Origin of the sequence: Methylomonas sp. LW13 (assembly GCF_016865255.1) — a bacterium.
Lineage (GTDB): Bacteria > Pseudomonadota > Gammaproteobacteria > Methylococcales > Methylomonadaceae > Methylomonas.
Genome location: NZ_CP033381.1, coordinates 2,220,600 through 2,247,124, shown reverse-complemented (window position 1 = coordinate 2,247,124; position 26,525 = coordinate 2,220,600). Strand labels below are relative to the sequence as shown.

Below are 26,525 nucleotides of genomic sequence, written 5' to 3'. Positions count from 1 at the left end.
TTAAGCTTGCGCGGCTACAACTTTGTTACGGGCTTCGACCGCTTTCTCGGCGGCTTCCGCCAAGGTATTTGCCGTGATGATCGGCAAACCGCTTTCTTCGATGATTCTGCGGCCTTCCTCGACGTTGGTACCGGACAGACGGACCACCAGCGGCACCTGCATGTCGATTTTTTTCACCGCATGCACCACGCCTTCGGCAATCCAGTCGCAACGGTTGATACCGGCAAAAATGTTGACCAGCATGGCTTTGACGTTTTTATCCTGCAACACCATACGAAAGGCTTTTTCGGTGCGTTCGGCCGAGGCGCCACCGCCGACGTCCAGGAAATTCGCCGGCTCGCCGCCCGCCAGTTTGATCATGTCCATCGTCGCCATCGCCAAGCCGGCACCGTTGATCATGCAGCCGATGTCGCCGTCCAGACCGACGTAGCTCAAACCTCTATCAGCCGCAGCCATTTCCCGTGGGTCTTCTTGCGTTTTGTCGCGCAATTCGGAGATTTTTTGCCGACGGAACAAGGCGTTGTCGTCGAAGCCCATTTTGGCATCTAGGGCGATCAATTCGTCGTGGCCGGTAATGACCAAAGGATTGATTTCCACCATATTGGCGTCCAGTTCGCGCATGGCACGGTAGCAGCCTTGAATCAATTTCACTGCTTGCGGAATCAGATCGGCGTTCAAGCCCAGCGCAAAGGCCATTTCCCGCGCCTGGAAATCCTGCAAACCAACGGCTGGCTCGATGTAGATTTTTTTGATCGCATCCGGATTGTTTTCCGCCAGTTCCTCGATCTCCATGCCGCCTTGCGCGGAGCCAACCATGACGATCCGTTCCTGGGCGCGATCAATCAGCAGGCTGAAATATAGTTCCTTGGCAATATCGGTGCCGGCTTCGACATAGAGACGCAAGCATTGTTTGCCGGCCGGACCGGTTTGATGGGTCACCAGTTTTTTACCCAACAAGGATTCGGCGGCATCGCTGACTTCGTCGTGGGTTTTGCAAACTTTGATGCCGCCGGCCTTGCCACGGGCGCCGGAATGAATCTGGGCTTTAACCACCCATACGTGACCGCCGATGTCGCGGGCACGTTGCACCGCATCTTCCGGGCTATAGGCCAGACCGCCGTCCGCTATTTTCACGCCGTAATCGGCCAATAGCTGTTTTGCTTGGTACTCATGAATGTCCATGGTATCTCTCTTGATATGATAGGAATCTCGTAGGCTGGGTGGATACACCCAGCAACGCTTTCAAGCCGGGTTCCACCCAGCCTAGGTTTGACTATTTGGTTTTGGCGGCAATCGCGTCGGCGGCACGGACGATGTTATTGGCCATCCGTTCGGAAGCAGCATCGATCAAACGACCGTCCAGGGCCGCAGCGCCTTTGCCTTGCGCGGCCGCTTCTTGCAAAGCCGCCAGGATGCGCTTGGCTTTTTCCACTTCCGCAGCGGGCGGCGTGAATACTTCGTTGGCCAAAGCGATTTGTGAAGGATGAATGGCCCACTTGCCCTCGCAACCCAAAGCAGCCGCGCGGCGGGCACCGGCTTTGTAGCCCTCGGGGTCTTTGATGTCGCCGAATGGGCCGTCGATAGGCCGCAGGCCGTAGGCGCGGCAGGCTACCGTCATTCGGCTGATCGCTGCGTGCCATTGGTCGCCTGGGTAATCGGGATTCAAACCGCCGATATTGACGGTACGGGCACGGTTGCTGGCCGCGTAATCGGCGACGCCAAAATGCAGGGCTTCCACCCGACCGCTAAGCGCACCTTGTTTGGCAATATCTTCGACGTTGGCCATGCCCAGTGCCGTTTCGATCAGGCACTCGATGCCGATTTTGTTTTTCAGGCCTTCCTGCATTTCCAGCTGCGACAGCATCGCGTCGACCATATAGACATCGCCGTAGACGCCGACTTTGGGAATCAACAGCGTATCGATTTTAGCGCCGGCTTGTTCGACCAAGTCAACCAGGTCGCGCACCATATATTGCGTATCCAGACCGTTGATACGTACGGACAGCGTGATGCCGTTACCTTTCCAATCCAAATCGTTGATGGCCTGGATGACGTTTTTCCGCGCTTGCAGTTTATCGTCAGGCGCAACGGCGTCTTCCAGATCGAGAAACACAAAGTCCACACCACTTTTTAAGGCTTTTTCAAACATTTCCGGACTGGAACCCGGTACCGCCAATTCGCAACGTTGCACGCGCTGGGCATTAGCTTCGTAAAGAGTGTGACTCATGTATGTTTCCTACGGTTGGTTGGCCGGCTAAAAAACCGCGCCATGTATGGGTTGAAGAACGTGACATTTTACTTTCAGGGCCTGCAATGTCAATTGCGCTTGTCAGCTTCGGTGCAGGTTTGCGCCAGTAAACGACTTGCCGAATCACGGCTTCTGTGGCAACATCCCGCGATTTTCTAAGCTTCCAAAATTCCAAGGAGACACCAGATGGCAGGTCGCAATCACCTATTTGTTCCAGGGCCAACCAATACCCCACATGAAATTCTGAGCGCGATGCATGTGCCGATGGAAGATCACCGTTCGCCTATCTTCCCTAAATTGCTGGCGCCGATTTTGGAAGACCTGAAAAAAGTGTTCCGCACCGAAACCGGCCAATGCTTCGTATTCCCCGCCACCGGCACCGCCGGCTGGGAAGTGGCGATGACCAACTGCCTGAACCAAGGCGATAAGGTATTGATTTACCGCTTTGGTCAGTTCGGTCATTTGTGGGCGGAAGCTTCAAAAAAACTGGGCTTTGACGTGGAAATTCATCAGGTTGAATGGGGCAAAGGCATTCCTTTGGATCATTTGCAGGCGCGTCTTAACGAAGATAAAAACCACGAAATCAAAGCGATTCTGGCGACACATAACGAAACTTCTACCGGCGTCACCAGCGACATCCCTGGCGTGCGCAAAGCGCTGGATACGGCAAGCCATCCTGCGTTGCTGTTCGTCGACGGTGTCAGCTCGATAGGCAGCCTGGATTTCCGTCAAGACGAATGGGGCGTGGACGCCAGCATCGCCGGCTCGCAAAAAGGCTTTATGTTACCTGCCGGCCTGGCAATTCTGGGCTTCAGCCAAAAAGCCCTGGCCGCGATTGACAACAGCAACTTCCCGCGGTCTTTCTTCTCATTGAAAGACATGGCAGCCTCCAATAAAGACGGCTACACCCCTTACACGCCATCCACACCAATGTTGTACGGCCTGCGTAAAGCGCTGGAATTGTTGCTGGAAGAAGGTATGGAAAACGTCTACGCCCGTCATCACCGCTTGGGTGAAGGCGTGCGCCGTGCAGTCGCGGCCTGGGGCTTGCAAACTTGCGCGCAAGCAGGTTGGGACTCCGACACCGTCACTGCCATCGTGGTACCGGCCGATAAAGATGCCCGCCACGTCATCAGCACCGCGTACAACAAATACAACATTTCATTGGGCGCAGGCCTTAGCGAAGTAGCCGGTAAAGTGTTCCGCATCGGCCACGTTGGCGATATGAACGATGTTTCCTTGTTGGGTGCGATTGCCGGCGTGGAAATGGCTATGCTGGACCATGGCTTTGACATCAAAGCCGGCAGCGGCGTAGCTGCAGCCATCGAGTATTACCGCTCAACGGCTAAATAACATTCCCTAGATTTGGCGGGTGGCCTGCTTAACCAGCCACCCGTCATTCGATCAGCTTGTTATTCCCTCCGCCCTAGCCCCCCATCACAGCCCAAAACAGGCGGATATAGCACTTCCCTGTACTTTAGAACACGAGACAAGCAGCTGTGTTTTGTGCTTTAAGCACCAAAACTAACCATCTTTTGCACCATTCCACACCAAAAACACCTGATTTTTCACATCAAAAACAATGAAAACATCAGTAATTATTTAAAATAAAAGACTTTTTAAATAAGGGCATTGCTATTGCTTGATATTTTTTTGAGTTATCTTCTGACTCCAAAACCAAAGGAGAAAATCATGAGACACCGCCTATTGTTGTTAGCAGCACTGATCGCTCCTGCTCATGCGGAAATTCATGAACACGAGCCCACTGAAGTTCACCATCAAGAATTGCTAAAAAACGCCACTCAAAATAGCTTGGCGCCAAATTCCGACTTTTTAGCACCCGGCCTATGCTGGCTACCCAGCAGCTTAACCGGCAACCATAGCATCGACCAGATCAACACTTGCGTTATGGAAGCCATTTACACCTCAGGATTAAATCGCGGAAATACCATAGAAGCGCGCGAAATTGGCGCAGTGAACTGGTCCGTGATGAACTATCCCGCCATCAGTAGCGGAGCCTGGTCATTTATCCCCGACATTGGTTACCAGTTTCTAATGGAGAAAACCGCAGATGCCCAACCCGGCCAGCCAGACGTTGCGGTGCTTAGTGAAAAATCCTTGTCATCTATGCCCCTCGCCACGCTAACTTGGTTCGTATTGGGCTGCATGCTGGGTTCTTTAGCGTTGCTGCGTAGGAACCAAGAAAAGCTGGCAATCGTCACCGATTAAATTTTTAGCGGACGTTTGCACTGTTAATTTCAATTCTTTATAGTCCCATCTGCCGGTGCTTTGTTCAGCACCGGCATTGTCTGGGGCTAGTCCGCTATCTACCGATCATCAGACGACAAAGCGTTGGGAGATGCGAATATGGCAAAAACTCTATATCAACTGTTAAACATACCCGAGTCCGCCGACGACGAACAAATCCATCGCGCATTCAAGGATATTGAACGCCATTTGCTAAAACGCGAAGACGACGCCGGCATCGATACACTGAACCGAACCCGAGAAGCATTTGTAATCCTGTCCGACGCCAATCGGCGCATCGCCTATGATCGTAAATTGGCAGCCAGCCGCTTGCCGCAGGATCTATCGCCACCCGCCACTATCAACCGCCATCCCGTATCACCATGGTTGCAACGAGTAGCGATTGCCGCACTGCTGCTATTTCCAATTGGCTCTTGGCTTTATCACGATCATCAGCAAACCAAACAACAAGCCGAACTAGAGCGCATCCAAAATGACAAAGCTATTGAGGCTGCCGAATTGCTAAAAAACCAGCGGGAGCAAGCGTTACGCGAAAATCAACAGATTAGCGCTCAATACCAAGACGAACAGGCAGCCAAACGCGCGGAAATGGAATTAAGGCTCAGGCAACAGCAGCTGGATGACGCCAGAATACTGACCGAGCAACAGCTGCAAAACCAAGCTAGCGGCCTGGATTTAATGGAGAAACGTCTGAACACGGACGCGCGTGCACAAGAACAAAACATCGCCGAACGCCAAGCCGAACTGCAATACCAAAAACCGGCGATGGCGATGGCCTTGCAAGAGCAAAAAGACCAACATTTGGCCCTGCAGCGGCAAAGATCCCTAAAGCAACACGATGAAAACATAGCCAGCATCAATAGCCTGCGGGCAGCACGCTTAAAAGCCTACGACCGTGATCACGGTAATGGCGGCATAATGACCTCCAACCCGGCCGTCGATCCTTAACCACCTCACCACCGATTCTAACCTGAAAGTACCTGAAGTTTTACGATAGGAAATCCCATGAACAAACCCAAAGTCCTGCTTAGCCGCCGGTGGCCGGCAAGTGTTGAAGCCAAATTGCAAGCGCTTTACGACGTCACACTGAATCTCGACGACCACCCCTTGAGTGCTGACGAATTTAGGTTAGCTTTACAAAATTACGATGCGGTGTGCCCCAGTGTTTGCGATTCCCTGCCGGCCGAGGTGCTGAATGTCGCGAACAAGCGCTGCAAAATCCTGGGTAATTTTGGCGTGGGTTATAACCATATCGATATTGCCGCCGCCAAACAACAGGGGCTAATCGTCACCAATACCCCGGGCGTGTTGACACAAAGCACGGCTGATATTGCGATGACTTTGTTACTGATGTCTGCACGGCGCGGCGCCGAAGGCGACAGACTAGTGCGCGCCGGCGCATGGGCCGGCTGGTGCCCAACGCATATGATGAGCAGTGACGTGACCGGCGCCACGCTCGGACTAGTCGGCTTCGGCCGCATCGCCCAAGCCATGGCGCGCAAAGCCCATCACGGCTTTGGTATGAAAATTTTGTATCTCAAGCCCAGTCCGGCAGACCCCGCCGTCGTTGACGAACTAAAGGCGGAGCGTTGCGATACGCTGGAAGCACTATTACCGCGATGCGATTACGTGTCGCTGCATTGTCCGGGCGGCAACGAGACTCGGCATTTAATCAATGAAAAAACCTTGAATTTAATGAAACCCACTGCGCATTTGATCAATACCGCGCGCGGCGATGTGGTAGATAGCAAGGCCTTGATCAAAGCCTTGCAAGAAAAACGCATCGCCGGCGCCGGCCTGGATGTTTACGAAGGCGAACCCAACATAGATCAGGGCTTTTTGGCGCTGGAAAACGCCACACTGCTCCCCCACTTGGGCAGCGCCACGATTGCAACGCGCACCGCGATGGGGGAAAAGGTGCTGGAAAATCTTAAGGCTTATTTCTCCGGCAAAGACATACCGGATCGTATAGCTTAGAATCAAATTATTTATTCTCGAAAGTAAAGTATCCTCCGGGAAAGCGCCCGTGGGGGCTGTTGTGAACGGCTAAAAGCGGTGCTCAGAGGTAGGTTTCCCTCGCGAGTATATGAAAGCATCAAATCACACTCAATTTTAGGCTGGTGCCGTCATTATCAAAACGCCATTGTCGACCTGTTGGTAGTTGAGGCAAAATCAGGTTGGCTTGGTTAAAATCATCCGTGCGAATGTCGTTAGCGGTGATTATGGTGAAACTGTTGCCTATATTAGGCATAAAGCCATTTTTCAGGCTGATGGCGATTTTGGCGCTACCAACAATATAAGCCTCGCCGTTAACGTGCAGCTTGCTGTTATTGTTCAAGCCACCAATTACAAAGTTCAGTGTACCGTCACCGAATACTGAATAACCCATTTCAGGGGTTAGCGTCAATTCACCGAAAGGTGATGTGGAATTGCCGGGCGATATACTAAAACTGGCGTTCCATAATTGTTCAGGAAACTTCAATATCGTACCTGTTCCGGTCAGAATTCCTCCCTGGAAGTCAAGTAAACGTGATCCGAAAGTACCGTTTACCTTAGTTTCGCCTTCAAATTGCTTGTAACTGCCAGATTTGGTAGATATGAAATTGCATGTGCTACCCTGAGCAATCTCAAAATATCCACGATTTTCTATCTCAGGCGCCTCAGAACCCTGCGATTGGCATAGATTTACTCCATTATTGCGGTCTATTATGAATTTGCCGGTAACCTTGTTATCAATTTTGCCCCAGAATATATATGTCCAAGGCATATAGTCCTTTGCTGGGCGAAGTTGTCCACCAATTGTTCGTGGATCTAAGGCGATATTTTCACCAACAGCGTTAGTTACAGCAATGGTACCGGAGTTTTCGATCAGCGCTTGGGCTCCCTGTTTGTAACAATCAAAATATCCGCCGATAGCAATATATCCCTTGGCATAGTTGACCAATTTTTGCCCAGGACAAGTTATTTTTGACGGCAAATAAATACTTCCATAGTTTTCTAGTAATAAAGGTAAGTAATCATCAGTTTCACCAATTACTAGTCCACGATTTATTATATTATCAAAGCCTGGGCTTGATAAACCAGTTATGGTTTGATTGGCTTCAATAGTATACGGTGATGCAAGAGCTTGGCTGCCGGACAATATTAAATTCGCAATTATTAACATTGATTTTATATTGTCATTTAAATGTTTTGATTTTTTCATTAAATTTTCCTTATTTATTGATTAAGCTCAGCTCTTGATGGGGGATGCATAGTTATGACTAAATGTGCATCCACTTACAGTGGCAGTTTAAAGGCTTGTGAAATTTAGGTATTGTTGGATTTCGCAACGAAACTTTTTTCTTTGCTACAAACTTGATAAATGAATAAGACGCAGATACAACTGGTCAGCAGAAGTTTGCCACTAAGTTAAAGCAATATTCAGGCCTATTCCGTTATAAGTTCTTGGCTGTGCAAACTTGCTTCCTTCAAACATACTTAGAGAGCGTTGCCATCCAAATGCAAGACAACATCATCAACTTTAGGTGCGGGTAATGCCCCAAAGTGCGGCAAATGCCTTAGAGATAGAAAGGGTTACTAGGTGTGTAAATACTCAATTCCAAGTCAACAAAATTCCATCGCTTTTTACTCACTGATGATCGGTATCGGAGTGGCGTAAAAACCGTGTGTTATTGAATGGCTGATCGTGTTTTAAAATGCCGTGAAATCGCATGCAGTAGTTTACGCATGATAGCGCAGGCGACTTGTAACGGCTTCCTGCCATTGTCGACCAAGTGCTGGAAATAAGCTTGACCTAGGGATCATCTTGTTTGGCGCTCAGAGCCGGCATATGCATGCCTAACCAATATGCCTGTTACCCACTTTGGATGGCGGCATTTTCTTGTGCATACTTTTGCCCGGTTCAAAGGCCTTGGGATCTAGCCCGGCAAACTGACCCACTCGCGCTAGGACAGGTTGGCCGGTAGTAACAACAGCTCGCCCATCAAAGCAATGGCGCTGGTTTGGTTAATGCCTGTTGCTGGTAACAAATTCAAAATACGCGATAGCTCCGAGTGAGCCTTGCCCCCAATCATCACTTCCGCAGCCAACGCAGTAATGCGTTTTTCCAATTTACTAATCGCCAGCTTGGCATCGCGCAGCAACGCCTTCGGTTTTTTTTGCGTCGCACTCAGCGCGTGCAGATGTTTTTTCTGACCGGGCAGAGCATCAATGCGACCAACAAACCCACGTAAAGTCAGGCGTTGATTGATGGTCGTGCCCAAGCGACAAAACCCATGCGCTCCACATATTTCATCAGGGTATTGGCATCGACAGCATCGGTTTACTGTTTTTCACTAATACCTTGGTAAAGTGTTGCGAGGCCTAGGGATTGCCCCACATCTCGGGAATACCGGCGTCATGCGACGAAATCGCCAGATCGAAGTGGTAAATGCCGGCACATCCAGGCAGCCCTTGATACCGGCTAATTGACGCTGGACAATGCGTCACATCTGCCCCATCTGGGCAGCGCCACGATTGCAACGCGCACCGCGATGGGGGAAAAAGTATTGGCGAATTTGCAGGCTTATTTTTCAGGCGAGGAACTTCCGGATAGAGTGATCCAATCCGGCACAACAAACCATGAATCGGCTTATCCCTAACGCTTTAAGCAATCGTGGGCTGTTTACGTTTTTTAAAACCCAAAATTCCTAGCAAGCCTACTAAAAACGACCAAACCGCAGCGGGTAATGGCACTGGTGCAGCCAGCATAGTACTCGCAATTTTAACGTCAGCCGAAAGCGTTTCCGATTCACCGGGATTGAGTGAAAAACTAAATACTCCGGAACTGCCATTGACCGTAAACTGCTCGGAAAAAGGCACTGAAAGCGTGGCGTTAAGGCTATCGAAACCATTAAAAGTGTAGTCTGAGTTGTAATAATCAAGATAGACATCGCTGTCGGCAGCCTCACCGGCAACTGCGGCATGAAGTATATAGTTCAGCGTTAAATCCACATTGATTACAGCCGTGCTGGAATTAAAAAAATTCAAACTGAATACACCGTAATGCTGCGACTTAAACTCACCGGCATTGTCTTGACCGCTCACAGAAAAGCTTAAGGGTGTGTCCAGAGTTAAAGGAAACAAACCGGCACCGTGGCTTGGCGTAACCGTACCATTGTCGGCGATCAAGAAAGAGTCCGGACTACCCAACATTTCAAAAGATCCGTCGATATCGAGTCCGTCAGCGCTCGAAGAAAGACTGTAAGTGAGCGTGGCATAATTACTAAATACGCTTACCGCATGAGCCTGCTGCCCGTAAAACACCGACAATATTGCGACTACCGTCGGGTAAAAAAATCTAGCGCTTCCGTTATTTGCAAATCCCATGTTGAGAATCCTAAAATCTAAAGTTCAAATTGAATGTGGGCTAGCGCAAAATCTGATCGCCCCAGCCCACATCTTTAACACCTTGTTTACATACAGCTAAGGTGCCAAGTAAGTATCGAAAGGCCGAATCGGGTCTTGCAAACCATTCGCCCCCACTGCCGGTATGGTCATGGTTTCTTCTATCGCCAGATTGCTGTTCAATGGATTACCTGGAGTCACGGCGACATTGTCCCCGGCATGTCCGTGCGGCACGACAATTTCAGGATGATCGAACGGTGCTTTGTCGTAGCGAACTCGTTCATCGGTGAGCGTTTTCAGAAACTCAATCAAATCGGCTCGTATCGATGCGGGCTGGCCGGACAGAGCGATCTGATTGACAACGATATGCTTGTTATCATTGTTGAAGTTACCCTTTCTGGAATAAAACTCAAGGACTTGCTCCAAAGTAGACATACTGCCGTTGTGCATATAGGGCCCAGTCAATTCAATGTTACGTAAAGTTGGGACTTTAAACGCAGCCTTGGTGGCAATACTCATTTTTTCTGTCGTCAAGTTCGCTAAAGCCGCAGCGGCTGTGGGAATGTAGGCCGAGCTGGCAACGGTACAGTTTTGGTTTCGCAGCAGCCCTTCTTTGCTACCATCTGCGATAATTCCATCAGCTACGCCAAACCAACGAGAAAACGGTATCGCGTTATCCGCCAAAGCTTTAATGAAGTCACAGGCTTGCAAAGTCGAGACTCCCGAATCCAGCACACCAGCTGGATTATCGAGCAAGTATTGGACATATTGCTTGGTAAATGACAAAGGATTACCAAAATCGTCCACGCCATCAACACCCACATCAGAGTCCGGGTCCGCTACGCCAGTGTTGGCAAAACCTAAGTCCATCAATTTGTAATAGCTGGTAGCGCCATTTCGAGTAGTGTCCCGAGTCACAACATTCGCGGCTGGTGTGATACCGCCGATTCTGCCGCCGTCACCGTCACCGATAGCATTCGGACCGTAAGGAATGGGTTGACTAAGCGGTCCGTAATTCATGCCCGGCGTAGGCGTCACCAAACTGGCATTGGTAGCTACCGCGGCAATGCTTAAGGTCGGCCCCCCATGGCACAGTTGACAATGGTTGCCGGTAAAAGCCTCAAACCCGCGTGTCAGGGTATCAATTTTTTCCTGATCGTACCCTAAGTTAGTCCAAATAGGCTCCAAGCTATCGGGATCGCGTGCGGTCAAATCGATTGGGGCCTGGTCCGAAATTAACGTGCCTTGGTATAACTGTAATGCGATACCGAAAAACATCGAAAAATTGGCTTCCATTTGGTCGTAAGGTACTTGTCCCTGACGCCCCCCGAAAGGACCGATACCGCTGTAGGACCAGTATTTCTGATTAAAAGCTTGCTTGATTAGTGCTTTATAAGTGGTATTTAGGCCGGGCCGCAAATTTCCAGCGCTGCTTAAACTATACGGACCAAGCACGCTATCTTCGTTGTGAACCTTTTGGTTCTGCAGCGGCTGCCTTAACAATAGTTTTCTTCCGATATCGGGCCAAACTCGCTGCCGGCATCCCATTTCCGAATCACTCAAAGGCGGAGCAACCGCAAGAGAGGCCAATGAAGAATTGACCAAATGTAAACGTGATTTTTGAACATTCCGCGCATTGACTTTCTCCCAGACACCGGCCGTTGGGTCACGGTCGCCCCATGGACTACTGCCGTTAAACACGTTATTGGCTCTGCCGTCCCAAAAATTGCGATGATTAAAAACCGCGTTGATCACGGTTGGCGCGTTACGCGGCTCAACCCGCCGCGTCCCAATACCATTCACGTGAAACACCGGATCAGCGCCTCTGCCGCATTGATCGTTATTGCCACTAAACTGTGGTGCACTAATGAAGGTTCCGCTAAAAGTACCTGCCGAAGACACTACATCGTCGGAATTAAAGGTGACCTGACTCGCTGAATTTAGCGGATCGCTATATCGACGTAGCGGAAAGTCGGCAACGCTGAGTTCGTGATTGGGACCACCCAAGCCGGTTGGCAACGCTTCGAAGGTCTGCCCGCTGGGCTGAGTACTTTTTTGACCAGGATTGATTTGATTTTTGACGCGGCTATCCGCGCCGGCATGGAAATGACAAGAGCCGCAAGCCATGCCATCGCTGCCGACATTGACATCCCAAAATAACGCTTTACCTAAAGCGATCGCTTTATTCTTGTCCACAACAATTGGATTTGGACCATCGGTAAGTCCCGGCACGGGCGGAACCGGCACACGTTGCAGCGGCATAGGCATAGGCCCATGGGCAACTGCTGCCTGCGACACGAGCAAACAACACATAATAACAATATCGGTTAATCTCATTTTTTGCCTCTAAATTAATCCTATCCGTCGCTTGATCAAGTATGCCGCAACATTGCCACCAACAGCCAACTCGCCAAGTCGCCAAGTCTCGTTGCAAGAGCGGCGAATTCACTCTTGCAACAGTAGCGTTTACCGTGAAAACTTACTCGAATTGCGCTTACCAAAGCCCAGCAAACCGACTAAAGCACTACCAAATAGCCAAACAGCACCAGGCAACGGGACGGGAGCGGCAGTGCTAAGATTCAATCGATACCCAGCGTGCGGGTTAAAGTTACCTTCTCCCGAGTTACCACCCAGATATATTGAATAAACCTGTCCGGCAACTGCGGTAAACACCAATGCGTTCGTAGCGTCTACGGTCGCGTCATGCGTCAAATAGGTTAGGCCGGTGGTGCCCATGGGGTTGTCCGCAGTAAAACTGGTCTCGTTCCAACCCGCATGGTGACTATAGTTGGGGGTTGTAGCCTTGGATGTATCCGTATCCATGCCGGTAAAAACCGTAACACCAAAATTGCTCCACGACTTATCGGGCTCGGAAACATTAAACAGTGGCGTTAACCTGATGGATACTTCGGTGGTAACGTCGGATTTGAACAAGCCTATATCGGTATTGTGCGCCCAGCCGGTAGAGCCATCGAACCAAGCGCCTTTAGCTGTATCGATATTAGCCAAGTACGTTGTACCCGCCACTGGACCCCATGCAGTCCCGTAGCGCGTCGCGGCATCGGCTTGCGAAATCTCCAAAGAATCTCCCGCAGCCGTAACATGCGCCGCCCAGTTCGCAATCGACAAGCCTTCGTAGCCAAACGGCCTTACCGCACCAACTGTTCCCAACCAAGGCAAAGGGGTTCCGGTATTAGTACTATTGTTATTGCGAGTCCAGCCGTCGGTAGATAAGGCCGCCGCATCGGTAGGATTACCATTGGTAATGGGCTTATTGGTGTTATACATCGTGGTGGAGGCTGAAGCATTTGATACGCCAGCGAGGGTTATTGCGCCGCCAGCGATAGCTAAAGAAATAGCTTTGGCAAGTGTGTTTCTTATCATCAGATTTATCCTAAAAAATATGTCCTAAAAAGTTACTACTGAACTAGACTGCTAATTACAAAAAGGTCATTGTTGATCCCTTACGCTAAGCATCAACCGAGAATTAGCAAAAACGATGCCATAGCGAAAAGCCTTATAAAGCCTCGCCTTAACCAACAATAATCAGACCCCAGGAAGAAAAAACAGGTTAAATCACTTATTTAAATACGGGAATTGGCGCCAAAGAGCGCCGGTGCGAACGCAAGACCAACACCGAAAGTATGGTCAGTCACTTGTGAACAAAATAATGCCGTTTTTGGTTAGATCGATAGCGGACCCAAAAACGTCCTTTGCGAATTAGACTTCATATTTTTCACAGTCGACGCGACAATTATAAGACTTTGGTCTAATTTACTTTTTACCAACAGGCGCGTTGTTGGTCGTAAATGTTCCATAAATTAATCTATGTTATATACAGCATAGATTTACTGGCATTTACCCTATTTTCGAGCTATTCAGGTAATGGCGAGCAAGCCATTTTCAGGGACTAATTTATAGCCACCACTTCCATTCCGCTACAAACAAAGAAGGGCAAGACGAACTCGCCTTGCCCTTCAGTTCAAGCAGAATTTCAAATAACCAGCTTAAATCATGGCTTTTCTGCGGCCTTGCGCAATCATGCCCAACAAAGCGGAACCGAACAACCATACCGCGCCAGGCACCGGCACACTTGAAACAGGCGCATCCAGAGTGATATCGTCAATACGAATATCCCAGTCCGGATAACTGCCCAAAGCATAGTTTACAGTTGGGCTATGATTAAAGCCCTGGAAAGTCAGCCAGAACGCACCTATATCACCCCAATCGGAATCGGCAGCCAACAGGTCACTTAAAGTGACGTTCTGATCGAAAGTACCATCGTTAGCTACGACATAGCTAGCGATAGGTGCAGTATTACCGCCTTCCGGGTCACTGCTTGAACCGGCACCGCCACTCGTTCCGCCGGCAACAGTCAACAAGCCGTTGTTGATAGCATTGCTGTAACCGTACAGCACGAAATTGCCACCCGCCTCGCCATTGGTTACGTTCAGGTAAATATTTTGCAGGCTGAAGTTGGAAAGATCAGCCATACGCACATAGAGACCTGTGGAATCCGGATGGTACTGCGCTTCGCGATCACCTGAAGTACCTTGACGATGATAATGAGCGCCGGAATCAGTAGGATCGCCCACAGTACCCACTACGATACCGTTTTGAGCGAAGCAATTGGCATCTGGACAGCCACCGATAAAAGCGCCAGTTGTTTCATTGGCGTTACCATAAGTAGCCGCTGTCATTCCTTGGAAATCGACAGTCGCCGCTTCAGCATTAGTCGCTAATGCCGCCGTGCCAACCAAAAATAAACCACCCAAGGTCTTGAGTGTAAAAGCTTTGTTCATCATCGATAAAATCTCCATCAGATAAAATCATTACGCAACAGACCGATGGCCTGTCATTCAGTTTGAATGTCCGGATTTCGGGGGATTGGACATTTACATTCAAAAGCGCTGGTCAAATCTATTTTCCACTCCACCAACGGCAATCCATGGGAGGCTAAAACCTGGCTTACCGAATTCTTGAGGTGTACGACGATTTGTTCAGCACTTGCATCAGGGAATTCCGCCTAGAAAGCGGGCTTAGCTAACAGATTTCCCGACAAAGCTACAGCAGTTATCATGCCATCCTTAGGAAATCATATGTTCTGTGGGCTCCACGGCTTTCGCTCTGGCGAAAAAATCGAATAATTGAGCCATATCACTTATTTTCTGAAAAACCGAGGCAAAGCACTTACATATTTGCTGAGTGGCAAAATACCAGGCCTTTCTAAAACGCATAATTCCAAGTAGCCGACAACACACCTTCGCGCTCCAGCTGGAAACCGTTAAATTTGTCGGCCACAGGCTGCTGCCATTCCACACTAAAGTTGTGACCTGCCATCGCACCATCCGGCACGTTCAGATTTAGACCGAAGCCAACATCCCAGAATTTACCGCCGTAGTTGGCTGGACTGTCAACCGTCGCACCCGAAGAGCTTATTCGATTAAACGCACCGCGTATTTTGCCCTGGTCGGTATAAATACCGCGCAACGTGGCCGAGAGCCAAGTGGACACGCTATAGCCACCCCAAGCTGTGGCCTGAAACATGTCACCCAAGGCGTAACCCGATGGATTTCGGTCCTGTAAACGCTTGGTACCGCTAAGTTGAGCACCCCAACTCCAATCGCCAATTTGACCGGTATAAGTTAAACTCGGCTTGAAGTCCCAGGTACCGCTACCAAGTTGCATGCCGTAATCTTGTAACTCGCTGTCCGGCTCGTCTCTACCATCCAGCGTCACGTCCACATCGCCGCTAGGCGCACTAACGCCCACGCCGGCATGCACATGATGACCGGGCGCATCGAACACCTTGACCATCGCCACCATCAGCGTGTCACCTAAACCGTGACTTTCGTGCCCGGACCCGTGTGCAGTCTCTGCAACCGCTCCCGGCAATTGTTCCAGGCTCATGTTCATATCCATCAACTGCGGCATCAGCATCAGATTCAGCCAATCAGTAGGTGCGTACATCAAATCAAGCATATGCATGTGCATACCCATTTCGGTCGGCCTCGAGATACAGCTGGTTGTACCGCAAGCATAATTCAACACAGCGCTGTCACCGGCGGCATGCGAGCCTTGATACATACCACCGGACTGATTGGCGTACATGTATCGGTAACCTACCATGATGTCGTCCGCACTATTCATCATATGCGCGAACATCACGCCAGCCGGGGCCGATGCGCCGTGATTATGGTGATGATGGTGATCGCCGGCGCCACCGCCGAAAATTTGTCCCGGTGCCGATAGCGCGATATTGAGTCCTGCATGCGCCATCCAATAACTAAAATCGGCGTAATCACTTTCGCCACCCCCACCCAATTTCAGATTACCTTGATGGGTGTAATACTCCATGCCCAATTCCAGTTTGATACCACGATTGAACTGCTTGGCTACGGTAACACCGCCGCTCAGGGCTCCATAGCCGGAAAGGCGGAAATCGCTGGAATACATCCCGTCGGCGCGTGGCGCCAAAAAATACGGCGCGAAAAAATCGGCCTGGGATTGCGAGTAATAGCGCAGACTAGGCGTAACAGTGAGACCGAAAGGCAGTTTTTGCAGCCACTTCATTTCCATAGTGTGGGAATCAATGCCCCAGTCATCCCGAAAATAACGATAATCCATGTGCAAAGCGGCGTCGACCGCCGGGATATATTGATTCAGCCGGGTAGAGAAAGAAAATTGATTCCTCAGATTTGGACGAACTTCTCGGAATAAATCGATACCGACAATTTCCAGATTTGTAATGCCACTCCAGTTTACGGTTTCCGGCGAATTAAACATCTCATAATATTCTTCGGCAGTAACTTCGCCACGTACGTACACATATTTATAAGGGTTGCTAAGGTATCCGCTTTGCCGGGTGTAGTTGGCCGAAAGTTGCAATAATGCATTCTTATTAAGCACTTGGGACAGACCAAGATTGAACCCATTGGACTCACTAGACTCATCAAGCTCAGGATAAATCGCCGGATTGTGACCCGGATCTTGTGAATGATGATCGCTGTGCCCACCACCGCTTCGCGTAACATCATTATGGGTGTAACTATAACCAGCCGAAACAGTGGTAAGTTTGTTATTAAACTCCTGCGAGAAATTAACCGAACCGAAGTTTGAGTTGAAATCGGGCTCGTTCGATTGACCGCCGGAAACCCCCAAAGTAGCGTCATCGAAATAATATTTGGCGCCGAATACGGGTTGCGTGCGGGTTTCTTGCGGCTGAGTCTGGAACGTTTGCTTGACCCGAGTGTTGGGCGGGACAACTTGGTTCAGAAAATTGCGGTATATACTGATTAAGGCGCTCTTTTCGAATGCCGCCTTTTGTGCAGCCGCATTATCAATAATAGCTTGTCGCTGAGATGCAGACGCCGTTTCAAGACTGCTCTGATATGCACTATAGGCCTGCAGCCATGCAATTTGTTCCGGTGTTGCGTTGGCAAATTGCGCTGGCGCAAGATTGATGTCGTCAACCCTCAGCTCAAAATCAGCGCCTGAATTTGTCACATCTTGTATATAACCCTTGTAATGAATCCACAGCGCATTAATATTCGAGAACGATGAATCAAGAGCCAAAATGCCGGTATGGTTGGTGGCAACTTGTTGATAAGCCACTCGATTCGCGTAATTTGCGCCATCACCCGTGCTCAAGTTTTGATTCACTGCCGAATTAAAACCGAGGATTTCCCAGACATCATTAACGCCTGAGCCATTTGCTTGCAGACTGTTAAAAAACATATTTGCAGCGCGAAAAGCCTTACCATCCAATTCGCGGATATAAATGCCCGATGAGTCGGCATGGTATTGGATTTCACGATCTGCAATTGTGCCTTGTCGATGGAGATGCCCGTCGGGATTTAGAGGATCGGAAATTGTGCCGACTACAATGCCATTTTGTTGATAACACCCCGCTCCACCCGGGCAGAACCCGCCAGTATTGGTATCAGCCTTACCGTAAACAGCCGCGTTTACTCCCTGAAAATCGATAGTAACTGCGCTGGAAATAGTCTGCCCCCAACCCGCCGGAAAACCGGGTGCTGGATTAGCAGCTTGATACTGGGTAAGCAGTTGATCGGTATTCGCCGTTATAGCAGCGGTACCCTGCTGGATTAAATTCAATTCGAGCTGTTGGCTTTGGGATCCTATGGCAGTATAGGCTTCGAATGGTTCTTTAAATGACATTACACCTTGATATCCGGCCAACTTGGTCGGATCTACTCCGCCCGAGGCAGCCGAAATCACATCGGCACGATTCTGGTTTTGATCTATTTTCGTTTGGTTCGCCATCACCTCGGGCATACTGAACGACGGTGTCGCCCCACTGTATGTATCCCGATCCACGCTGAAGGTAAACTCCACGCGATCCGACATTGGAATCACAAAATCGCCGTGATATACCTCTACGCGCATTCGGTTATCGCTTTCCTGATAATAGCCGTACTGCGCGTTGGCCTCGGCCTGAGTCGTCGGCGTTGCCGCATGACTATCCAGCCCGGGCAATCCTAACGCTGCAGATGTCAGCGCAGCTAAAACCTTGTTTTTTTCGAGCTTAGTTGCAGCCACAGCCGCCTCCCGAACCGCCGTGTCCACCCTGCGAGGCTTCCTTGCTGGTAAAAATATGATCTCGAAAAGCTTCCCTGTTTGGATACGGCGTGATCGCCATTTCGTCTTTGGCAAGATTACCTCTTTCCCAAGGAGACACGGCGCTACAGCCAAAACATTGAGTCAATACAATCAGAGCCAGCCCTTTGCATATAAGCGAAACAATCCGATTGTTATCCAACAACATCTTATTCGCTCAATAACTGGGTAATCTGCTTGCGCAACCCTTCTTTGTCTTCGTCGCGAAATCCCAAATGAATCATCCGAATTCTGCCTTGTTTATCGACGATAAATGATGACGGCATGGCTGTTACTCCGAAAATGCGCGGACAGTCGCCTTCTGGATTAAACGACATCGGATAGTCGACTGCGGCGGACTTCAAGTATTCTTGCGCAGCCTCGATGTCTTCATCGACATTAATTCCTATCACTTCAAAGCCGTCCTTGAGTTGTTCATTACGTAATCCGTTCAAAAATGGCATCGCTTTTCGGCACGGGCCGCACCAGGTCGCCCAAAAATCTATCAATAACACTTTGCCCTTGTAAGCGGAAATATCTAGCCGATTAGTCCTATATGCGCTAGTTGCGGGGCAACTCGGCACCGAACTTCCTATCTCTGCGGATAACACCATACTGCAATGGGCTATGAGGCAAAACGCTGCTACAACTTTTAATTTCATGGTCTGGGTATGTCTATAATGTTGCTGTTATTGCAGTTTAGTTTTTTGAATCTGCAGTCACAACCTACGCCTCCCGGCCCAGGAAAAGACTACGGACTACTTTTGCAAGCAATACACAATCGACATCTTTCAAGATAAGCCAAGCTCATGCTTGCTGCTACACCCAATTTACAGCAAGTAATATGCCACAAATAATATTGCGCATTATAAAACTCTAAAAACCAGGCAACCGGTCCGGTTGCGGCACGTGAACATGTTACAAATACGCATATCGAAGTTCGTTAAAAACCGTAACAATCTGCCCAGTAAACCAGCAAAATCAAAGCGTTGCGGTGTTCCTATCGGAACCGCCTCCTAGATGCTGTACGGTTTTAATACGTTCGAATAGGCGCAATCAGCAATTCGAATAACGTTCATTTGCAGACATTGAGCTCTGCATTCAACCCAGATTGTCCATTAGAGGCTGAATCGCACTAATATCAACAAGTTACTCTAATGGCATCCATTAGAAATCGTCAGAATTCGGTGTATTTCTGGCGAATGGATTATTTGGGTTCTAGTTTAAACTTGCTTGGCATACTGGTTTATACGTTAGACGAAAAGCCTAAAATACCAGTAATCACCCGCAATTACGTCGATACGTAGCTATATAACATAGTTTAATTATTATCCTTTCAAACCTTTGCTGACTGAATCACCTCACGCCCTCAGCCGACCCCTGATTCAGCCCTTTATAAGATTGTGGCCGACGAAATGTCTAACGAACATGGTACGGATATTGCGGCAGCTTTTGACGTATTGCCTATCCTACGTTGCGACCTATGACCCACTGTTTGATTCCACTGAGCTCTAGCCTTAAAACACATCAAGGACAGGCATGTTCTTTGATTTACATGCCTCTAAAACTTTTCAAGGAAAAAATCACTATGAAGAAATCGATATTTCGCTGCCTGACTACCAGCAGCCTTATTCTGGCGAGTTCGCAGTCCTTGGCAGCAATTGCGCCGCCCACCTTACCAACCGTGATTGGATTCAGCGCCTTAGGTACTGCAACTGCCGGCAAACCCGATCTTCCGGCAAACCCTGCAACAGGCGGCTGCCCAGGCCCCTCGGCTATTTACGGCACATGCTACCAGGAGGACGGTTTTCTGGTGGGAGTGGTTTACGAGGGAGGCGGCGAACATATTCATAGCGCGACAGTTAGCGGGAACAAACGCGCTCAATATCATGCCGATTCCACCGGCATATATATCAGGGCTAAAGACAGTTCCGCCTTTAGCCTAGATAGCATGGACTTCTTTGCCCCGATTAATGCCGGCAACCCTATTTACGGCGATAATCCAACTTATACCGCCTACGATAACGGCAATGGCGGGCAGTACTTGGTACCCGAGCCAATTTCTTCTAGCCCCGACGACACAGCCTTGCTAGGCGACAACGAATATTGGGAAATTCTGGGTTTTAATAGCGCTGCGCATCCAGGCCTTGCCGGCGCGACCAGCGACGGCACCAATTACTCGACGCGCGTGGCGTATCAAACTGTCGCTAATGGCTTCCAAGGCAATTTGCTGCTCAACGAAGACTTTCGAAATATCAATGCCTTCTGGATCCATTACCACGACTTTCCCCGCGTTCCGGACATCGGAATCAGCTTCGGCATGCAATTAGACAACGTCAATATTTCCACGGCAGTGCCGATTCCAAGCGCAGCTTGGCTACTTATCACCGGCCTCGCAGGCATATGGACTGCTGCCGGAAAACTCCGTGACCGAAGTGAGGCTTAAGTAGGCTATCGGCATTTGTGAAATCTTTTACAACTCCCTCTTCCCCCAACCTGAAGATATTTATGAATAAAGCAAAACCGGCTTTAGCGGTAATTTGGTTAGCAATGCTTGCAGCAAGTAGCCATGCCGACGCGGCGATTACCGCCCCAACCTTCGTCGACTTCGGCGTAAAACCCGATAGAGCTTCGCCGAACCCGGTACTACCGGTTGGCGCCTATTACGGCCACGCCAACACCGCCCCCGGCGCCGATGGCACTTGCAATACCACGGCATGCATTTATCAGAATGGTCTTGTCGTCGGCACATTGTCGGAAGCAATCAATACCGGGGGGCATCTACATGCACTGAATTCCGTGACGGATTCCGAGTTGTCTTACCATGCTGATGCACCGGGTATCTATATAAGAGCCCTAGACTCGACCGCGTTTAGTCTGCACAGCATACAATTCAAAGCACCTTACGCCGCCGAAGGAAATCCTTATGCCGGCGGAACGCCAATACCGGAAAATTTTGATCCGGCAATTCATTTTTACGAAATCATAGGGTTTAGCAGCGCCTTGAACCCGGATTTGACCAATGGCGACGGCACCCACTATAGCAACCGAGTAGCCTATCAGACAGTTGAAAATGGCTTTTCCGGAACGCTGGCACTGAATCAAGACTTTGCGAATGTCGCGGCGGTCTGGATACATTTCCATGGCGCGCAAAGCGTTGAGGATATAATCGAAATCGGCGCGGAATTCAAAGTGCAAATTGACGATATTGCCGTAGATACACCAACAGCAGTCCCCCTTCCCGCCGCGAGTTGGATACTCGGCAGCGGACTGTTAGGCTTGATTTCGATTGCCAGAAAAAACCGGCAGCCAACATCACGCTAAGTATGCTCACAACCAGGTGATAATAGCTGGCGCGGCTAAGATATAATCAGCGTCAATAACGTATTGAAACCCCAGCGGCAGGAGGCCAAGACAAATTACAGCAAACCGCAATCCCCTAAAGCACCTCACGTAATTGATTTAAGCGAGTTTTGCAACTTCGCTTAACAATAAAAACGCCCCCTCAGACAACTGTCATTCGATTTTATAGCGATAAACACCATGCCCCCATTCATGCAACTCGGCCAGGCCGCCGTCCAACAAAAAAATTTCAGCGAAGCGGTGGTATGGTTTACCAAGGCAGCGGCGGAAAGCCCTAAAGATCCGCAAATCAAGGCCTGCTTGGGACAATCGCTATGCTGGCTCGGGCAGCGCGAGGAAGGCTTGGCGCACCTTCATCAGTCCGGGCAGCTGCTGTTAAAAAAATCCCGTAAAAGCCGCGACATTGGCCTGGCTCTGGATATGGTCGACCAATTGCAGTATTGGAACGATTTTCCCGGTGCACTGGCGCTATGCAAACAAGCCGTGCAAATTAATCCGGGGCAATTGCGCGGCTATCAATTGCTGGCTTTGACCTACTCTCGTCTAAATCAGAAAAAACCCGCCCTCGCAGCCGGTAGACAGGCATTGAAATTGGCGCCGAACAGCGCAGTACTGTCGATTTTACTCGCCACTCTGGAAGCTGCCGATGGCCTGAACCAAGAAGCCAAACAACGTTTGGAAAAGGTATTGCAAAACTCTTTATTGACCACCGAAGAAAGATTCCGAGCCAATAAAGAGCTGGCTCGGATTCTGGACAAGCTTGGACAATATGATCAGGTTTTCCCGCATTTGCATGCAGCCGCCGAACAGGCGCCGCGCCTACCGGAAGTAAAACGCCAAGACGCCAGCTTAGTTCCAAAAATGCTGGAAACACATAAGACGGAATTTGATAGCGAACTACTGGGACGCTGGACCCATACCGAGTTTCCAGCCGACCAACCCGCGCCGGTTTTTCTGTTGGGCTTTATGCGTACCGGCACTACCCTAACCCAGGAAGTGCTGGCCGCCCATCCGGAAATTTTTGTCGCGGACGAAACCGATCTGGTTATCTCGATGGCGAAGGAACTTAAGCGAATGTCGAATGGACAAGGTCACGTCGCCGAGCAACTGCGCAAACTTGATTTAGCAGGCGTAGAACACTTACGTGCGTTTTACTGGCACCGAGCCCGCGCCTTGTACGGCGATAAGATCGGCACCCGATTATTGCTGGATAAGACGACGATGAACACCATCGATCTGGGCTTGATCAACTGCATTTTTCCGGACGCCAAACTGGTATTTTTGCTGCGCGATCCGCGCGACGTTTGCTTGAGCTGCTTCATGCAAACCATGTTGCCGACGCCATCAACGGTGCAATTACTAAGCTGGGAAAGTACTGCCCGGTTTTATGCGCAAGTCATGGACTGGTGGCTGACTATCAGACCGAAATTAACGATGCGTTTTATCGAGTTCCGATACGAAGACGCGGTATTTGATTTCGAACCGGCATTCCGAAAGGTGTTTGATTTTATTGGTTTGGAGTGGGATCCGGCAGTCGCCGAATTCCATAAAAAAGCAGGCGGCAAGTACATCGCCAGCCCCAGTTTTAGCCAGGTCGCGCAACCTTTATATTCATCATCAGTTGGCCGTTGGCAGCATTATCGAGCGGAATACACCACCATCCTGCCTGAGCTGCAACCATTCATAAACGAGTTTGGCTACGAAAACTAGCTTAAATTAAGGGCTGGGAAACGGGATTCATGTCCCGAAACCCCGGCCTACTCAAAGCGATTAATTTTCCAGCCATTAATCGGGAACAGCCGATCCACGTCCACTGAACACAGTTGCGCCGCAAGCCACTCAGTCCGACCGCAGAACTTCCAGCATCTGTAATTTAAGGTAAATAACCCATTTTCCGACACGCTAAATAGCCAAAACGCGCCTACCGGAGGAGTCCACACCAAAAAACCGGAGGAATCATGCTGGAATTTGCAATACAAAAAAATATTTCCTGTCAAAAGCCTCTAAAACATACTGTTTAGCGAAAGCTTAAAGTACTTTCAGCGTCGACAATCTAAATGACTGTGTCATATAACACAGATATAAGGCATATGACCCATTTATCCGAAAGCTAGAAGTTTGACATATCGAAAAAATCATCTAGCGACCCGCTCATGCTTGTTCACGTCTGATAAAACCAGAACTCAACAAGCTCATATCATTGTTTTATATGGATTTTTTCTATCGGCTAACTATAAAACACAATCAGGCATAGCTATTGCTTTTGCCTGGGGGATGCCGCGCTGGAACACAATTTAATTGGTTACCATGATCAGAAACATCCGGAACCGTGCTTTCTATCAAATCCCGTCGTTGTCCGCCGCATCAGCCTTATTTAGCTCAACCCAGGATTATAAGCATGAAAAAACAATTAAAAATTCCTTTGGCTTTTGTCGCCGCAATCGCCTTGGGCTACGCTCTCACCCCCAAACCGGAAGCCCCTTTCACCGGCCACGGCAATGTCGATGCGTTAAGTAAAGTCTACGAGCGCTGGAAAAGTGCGCACGAACAACAAGGAAACTTAGAGGTTTTGCGTGTCGGCTTGGGTTTTTCGCGAGCGCAATCCAGGCAATTTACCGTTGCCAATGGTGAAGCGGCATTGAATCTGGTGAATGGCCAATTAAGAGTGGCGGTCAGCGGCTTATCCAATCAAGAAGAATACGATGTTTGGCTGCTGGATAATCACAAATCCGGCAATAACCTAAACGACAAAGCGGTCAAAATTGGCCCATTGTCAGCCCATGAAAATAAACACTTACTGACAACCCAACTGGACCGCGACCGCTTCACCGGCTTTACGATGGATGCCGTCGCGATTGCCAAGGCCGGAGAGACACCGCAAACCGGCGGCCTGTTATTCGGCTCGCCAAGCTTACTGCAACGGCTATATTACACCGAGCGCTATTGGCCGGCGGCAACGATTGGCTCCGTAACGACAGAAAAGAACGCCCGTCCCGCACAAGCGGCGTTCGAATTTTTATTACCCAAAACCGCGCAAGCGGCTGTGACTGCCTCGGCTGCCACCTCTCCAGAACAACTGACACAACTGATCGCCGCCGGGCAACAGCTGTTTACCGAACAAACCTTTAACGGCAACGGTCGTACCTGCGCCACCTGCCACAGGCCGGACAACAACCATACCATCGATCCCAGTTACATCGCCAAGCTGCCGAAAACCGATCCGCTGTTTGTAGCCGAAACCAATCCGGTATTAGCCGATCTGGAAAAACCTGCGCTGCTCAGACAGTTTGGCTTATTCGTGGCCAATGTCGATGGCTTCGATAGACCACCGGTACTGCGTAGCTCGTCGCATCTGCTGGGTATAGCCAACACCTTAACCTTTGAAAAAACCATCAACCCAGGCTACGGCAACGGCGAATTCACTCAGGATACGGATTATTTCAACGCTCACGACCCCGAAGCACAGCAATCCGGTACACATACGCATGCTATCGGTTGGTCGGGAGACGGCGCACCCGACGGCGGATCGCTGCGAGATTTTGCCAAGGGGGCTATCAAACAGCATTTGCCCAAAACCCTGATTCGCGCTGAAAACATCGACTTTAGAATGCCTACCGAAGCCGAGCTGGATGCGTTGGAAGCTTATATGCTGTCCCTGGGCCGCAGCGAAGAAATCAATCTTGCCAATATGTATTTCAAGTCGCCGCTGGTGCAAAACGGCTTGCTGTTGTTCAACACCAAAAACAATCCCAAACTTGCGGATGGTACGGTGTTATTCGGCACTACCGGCAACTGCAACGGCTGCCACTCCAACGCCGGCGGCATCAGCTCCACCACCAATGCCAATCCAACGCGCGACACCGGCGTCGAGCGCATGCGCGACCAGTTGCATCATCTAGCCGATCCAAATCTGGCCTACGATGGCGGTTTCGGACAAACGCTACAAACCGATTGCGGCCCGAACTTTAACGAAACCTGTTACAGCGACGGCAGTGTCGCACCGGCCGGCACCACGACGCGCCCAGCGGGACATCAGGGATTGAATCGTTTTAACACGCCATCGCTGATAGAAGCTGCCGATACCGCGCCGTTCTTTCACAACAACAGCGTGACCACGCTGGAAGAGACCGTAGCGTTTTACAGCTCGGATGCATTTAACAGTTCTCCGGGTGCATTCACCTCCAGCAAAGCCAACCGCCAAGGCAAACTGGATTCGTCGCAAGTGATTGCCGTTGCCTTGTTCCTGCGCTCCATCAACGTGCTGGAAAACATCCGCAGCTCCAATCTTTTGGATCAAAAAGCGATTACGTTGAACGGTGACCAAAGCGTCAAAACCTTGAAATTGGCAATTGCCGATACTCAGGACGCTATCGACGTACTTAAGGAAGCTGTCATTAATCCCTATCCGGATGCGTTAGACAAACTGCAGCAAGCGCTCTATTACGAAACACAGGCAACGAACAAGCTTTATCCAAACCGCACAACGCTCATGCAAAACGCGATAAACCTAAAGAATCAGGCACGAAGCATGATAGTCAGCGGCGGTTAGCATCTGCGGGCCGGGACGGACATGTTCCAATCCCGGCATTTCAGCAAGCTGTTCGCCTAAGCTTTAAACAAAGCCTCTCCTGCGCTAGCC

The 26,525-nt window shown here is 49.8% G+C and carries 20 protein-coding genes; 9 read left to right on the top strand and 11 right to left on the bottom strand.

The window, feature by feature from the left end; translation table 11 throughout:
* Both JL719_RS10185 and JL719_RS10180 read right to left on the bottom strand, forming a co-directional pair.
* Positions 1-1,182 carry a malate--CoA ligase subunit beta gene (locus JL719_RS10185; protein ID WP_033156533.1) on the bottom strand — a complete coding sequence of 394 codons (1,182 nt, stop codon included), beginning with the start codon at positions 1,180-1,182 and terminating at the stop codon, positions 1-3.
* A gap of 91 nt (positions 1,183-1,273) precedes the next feature.
* The gene (locus JL719_RS10180; RefSeq protein WP_033156534.1) at positions 1,274-2,227 is read right to left on the bottom strand and encodes an HpcH/HpaI aldolase/citrate lyase family protein; all 954 of its coding nucleotides are present in this window, start codon (positions 2,225-2,227) and stop codon (positions 1,274-1,276) included.
* Between the two features lie 207 nt (positions 2,228-2,434).
* Between JL719_RS10180 and JL719_RS10175 the strand changes: the two genes are divergently transcribed.
* The 4 genes from JL719_RS10175 (at position 2,435) to JL719_RS10160 (ending at position 6,493) form a co-directional block, all read left to right on the top strand.
* Positions 2,435-3,601 (top strand): aminotransferase class V-fold PLP-dependent enzyme, encoded by a 1,167-nt coding sequence (locus JL719_RS10175; RefSeq protein WP_033156535.1) that lies wholly within the window; start codon positions 2,435-2,437, stop codon positions 3,599-3,601.
* 339 nt (positions 3,602-3,940) lie between these two features.
* On the top strand, positions 3,941-4,477 hold the full coding sequence (locus tag JL719_RS10170) for a hypothetical protein (RefSeq protein WP_033156536.1): 537 nt from the start codon (positions 3,941-3,943) through the stop codon (positions 4,475-4,477).
* Positions 4,478-4,615: 138 nt separating this feature from the next.
* Complete coding sequence (locus tag JL719_RS10165; protein ID WP_033156537.1) at positions 4,616-5,464, top strand: hypothetical protein; 849 nt, start codon at positions 4,616-4,618, stop codon at positions 5,462-5,464.
* A gap of 57 nt (positions 5,465-5,521) precedes the next feature.
* Positions 5,522-6,493, top strand: a complete 972-nt coding sequence (locus JL719_RS10160; RefSeq protein ID WP_033156538.1) for a 2-hydroxyacid dehydrogenase — start codon at positions 5,522-5,524, stop codon at positions 6,491-6,493.
* Positions 6,494-6,611: 118 nt separating this feature from the next.
* On the opposite strand, the gene JL719_RS10155 is transcribed toward JL719_RS10160, so the two are convergent.
* Positions 6,612-7,721, bottom strand: a complete 1,110-nt coding sequence (locus tag JL719_RS10155; protein ID WP_033156539.1) for a hypothetical protein — start codon at positions 7,719-7,721, stop codon at positions 6,612-6,614.
* Between the two features lie 742 nt (positions 7,722-8,463).
* Positions 8,464-8,781, bottom strand: coding sequence for a hypothetical protein (locus JL719_RS10150; protein WP_033156540.1), 318 nt, complete (start codon positions 8,779-8,781; stop codon positions 8,464-8,466).
* Between the two features lie 204 nt (positions 8,782-8,985).
* On the opposite strand from JL719_RS10150, the gene JL719_RS10145 reads away from it, so the two are divergent.
* The gene (locus JL719_RS10145; protein WP_225893087.1) at positions 8,986-9,159 is read left to right on the top strand and encodes a hypothetical protein; all 174 of its coding nucleotides are present in this window, start codon (positions 8,986-8,988) and stop codon (positions 9,157-9,159) included.
* A gap of 4 nt (positions 9,160-9,163) precedes the next feature.
* On the opposite strand, the gene JL719_RS10140 is transcribed toward JL719_RS10145, so the two are convergent.
* From JL719_RS10140 to JL719_RS10115, 7 genes are all read right to left on the bottom strand, one after another.
* Positions 9,164-9,886 (bottom strand): hypothetical protein, encoded by a 723-nt coding sequence (locus JL719_RS10140; protein ID WP_033156541.1) that lies wholly within the window; start codon positions 9,884-9,886, stop codon positions 9,164-9,166.
* 96 nt (positions 9,887-9,982) lie between these two features.
* On the bottom strand, positions 9,983-12,100 hold the full coding sequence (locus JL719_RS24345) for a cytochrome c peroxidase (protein WP_269468524.1): 2,118 nt from the start codon (positions 12,098-12,100) through the stop codon (positions 9,983-9,985).
* A gap of 270 nt (positions 12,101-12,370) precedes the next feature.
* Positions 12,371-13,288, bottom strand: a complete 918-nt coding sequence (locus JL719_RS10130) for a hypothetical protein (protein ID WP_129871381.1) — start codon at positions 13,286-13,288, stop codon at positions 12,371-12,373.
* Between the two features lie 623 nt (positions 13,289-13,911).
* Positions 13,912-14,709, bottom strand: coding sequence for a hypothetical protein (locus JL719_RS10125; RefSeq protein ID WP_033156544.1), 798 nt, complete (start codon positions 14,707-14,709; stop codon positions 13,912-13,914).
* 421 nt (positions 14,710-15,130) lie between these two features.
* Entirely contained in the window at positions 15,131-18,466 is a 3,336-nt protein-coding gene (locus tag JL719_RS10120) for a DUF3570 domain-containing protein (protein ID WP_051669946.1), read from the bottom strand.
* A complete protein-coding gene (locus JL719_RS24230; protein ID WP_230410270.1) occupies positions 18,453-18,566 on the bottom strand; it encodes a DUF4266 domain-containing protein in 114 nt (37 codons plus the stop codon). Before JL719_RS24230 ends, JL719_RS10120 begins: the two co-directional genes overlap by 14 nt.
* Positions 18,567-18,693: 127 nt before the next feature.
* A complete protein-coding gene (locus JL719_RS10115) occupies positions 18,694-19,137 on the bottom strand; it encodes a TlpA family protein disulfide reductase (protein ID WP_225893110.1) in 444 nt (147 codons plus the stop codon).
* A 974-nt stretch (positions 19,138-20,111) separates the two neighbouring features.
* Between JL719_RS10115 and JL719_RS10110 the strand changes: the two genes are divergently transcribed.
* From JL719_RS10110 to JL719_RS10095, 4 genes are all read left to right on the top strand, one after another.
* A complete protein-coding gene (locus JL719_RS10110; RefSeq protein ID WP_033156546.1) occupies positions 20,112-20,969 on the top strand; it encodes a hypothetical protein in 858 nt (285 codons plus the stop codon).
* A gap of 62 nt (positions 20,970-21,031) precedes the next feature.
* Positions 21,032-21,847 (top strand): VPLPA-CTERM sorting domain-containing protein, encoded by an 816-nt coding sequence (locus tag JL719_RS10105; RefSeq protein ID WP_033156547.1) that lies wholly within the window; start codon positions 21,032-21,034, stop codon positions 21,845-21,847.
* Between the two features lie 219 nt (positions 21,848-22,066).
* Entirely contained in the window at positions 22,067-23,596 is a 1,530-nt protein-coding gene (locus JL719_RS10100; RefSeq protein ID WP_225893086.1) for a tetratricopeptide repeat-containing sulfotransferase family protein, read from the top strand.
* Positions 23,597-24,284: 688 nt separating this feature from the next.
* A complete protein-coding gene (locus JL719_RS10095) occupies positions 24,285-26,435 on the top strand; it encodes a hypothetical protein (RefSeq protein WP_129871380.1) in 2,151 nt (716 codons plus the stop codon).
* Positions 26,436-26,525: the final 90 nt, after the last annotated feature.

Bases quoted from the DNA above. Each gene is read 5' to 3' on its own strand.
- JL719_RS10185 (WP_033156533.1), bottom strand. From the start codon at position 1,182: ATGGACATTCATGAGTACCAAGCAAAACAGCTATTGGCCGATTACGGC.
- JL719_RS10180 (WP_033156534.1), bottom strand. From the start codon at position 2,227: ATGAGTCACACTCTTTACGAAGCTAATGCCCAGCGCGTGCAACGTTGC.
- JL719_RS10175 (WP_033156535.1), top strand. From the start codon at position 2,435: ATGGCAGGTCGCAATCACCTATTTGTTCCAGGGCCAACCAATACCCCA.
- JL719_RS10170 (WP_033156536.1), top strand. From the start codon at position 3,941: ATGAGACACCGCCTATTGTTGTTAGCAGCACTGATCGCTCCTGCTCAT.
- JL719_RS10165 (WP_033156537.1), top strand. From the start codon at position 4,616: ATGGCAAAAACTCTATATCAACTGTTAAACATACCCGAGTCCGCCGAC.
- JL719_RS10160 (WP_033156538.1), top strand. From the start codon at position 5,522: ATGAACAAACCCAAAGTCCTGCTTAGCCGCCGGTGGCCGGCAAGTGTT.
- JL719_RS10155 (WP_033156539.1), bottom strand. From the start codon at position 7,721: ATGAAAAAATCAAAACATTTAAATGACAATATAAAATCAATGTTAATA.
- JL719_RS10140 (WP_033156541.1), bottom strand. From the start codon at position 9,886: ATGGGATTTGCAAATAACGGAAGCGCTAGATTTTTTTACCCGACGGTA.
- JL719_RS10130 (WP_129871381.1), bottom strand. From the start codon at position 13,288: ATGATAAGAAACACACTTGCCAAAGCTATTTCTTTAGCTATCGCTGGC.
- JL719_RS10125 (WP_033156544.1), bottom strand. From the start codon at position 14,709: ATGATGAACAAAGCTTTTACACTCAAGACCTTGGGTGGTTTATTTTTG.
- JL719_RS24230 (WP_230410270.1), bottom strand. From the start codon at position 18,566: ATGGCGATCACGCCGTATCCAAACAGGGAAGCTTTTCGAGATCATATT.
- JL719_RS10115 (WP_225893110.1), bottom strand. From the start codon at position 19,137: ATGGTGTTATCCGCAGAGATAGGAAGTTCGGTGCCGAGTTGCCCCGCA.
- JL719_RS10110 (WP_033156546.1), top strand. From the start codon at position 20,112: ATGAAGAAATCGATATTTCGCTGCCTGACTACCAGCAGCCTTATTCTG.
- JL719_RS10105 (WP_033156547.1), top strand. From the start codon at position 21,032: ATGAATAAAGCAAAACCGGCTTTAGCGGTAATTTGGTTAGCAATGCTT.
- JL719_RS10100 (WP_225893086.1), top strand. From the start codon at position 22,067: ATGCCCCCATTCATGCAACTCGGCCAGGCCGCCGTCCAACAAAAAAAT.
- JL719_RS10095 (WP_129871380.1), top strand. From the start codon at position 24,285: ATGAAAAAACAATTAAAAATTCCTTTGGCTTTTGTCGCCGCAATCGCC.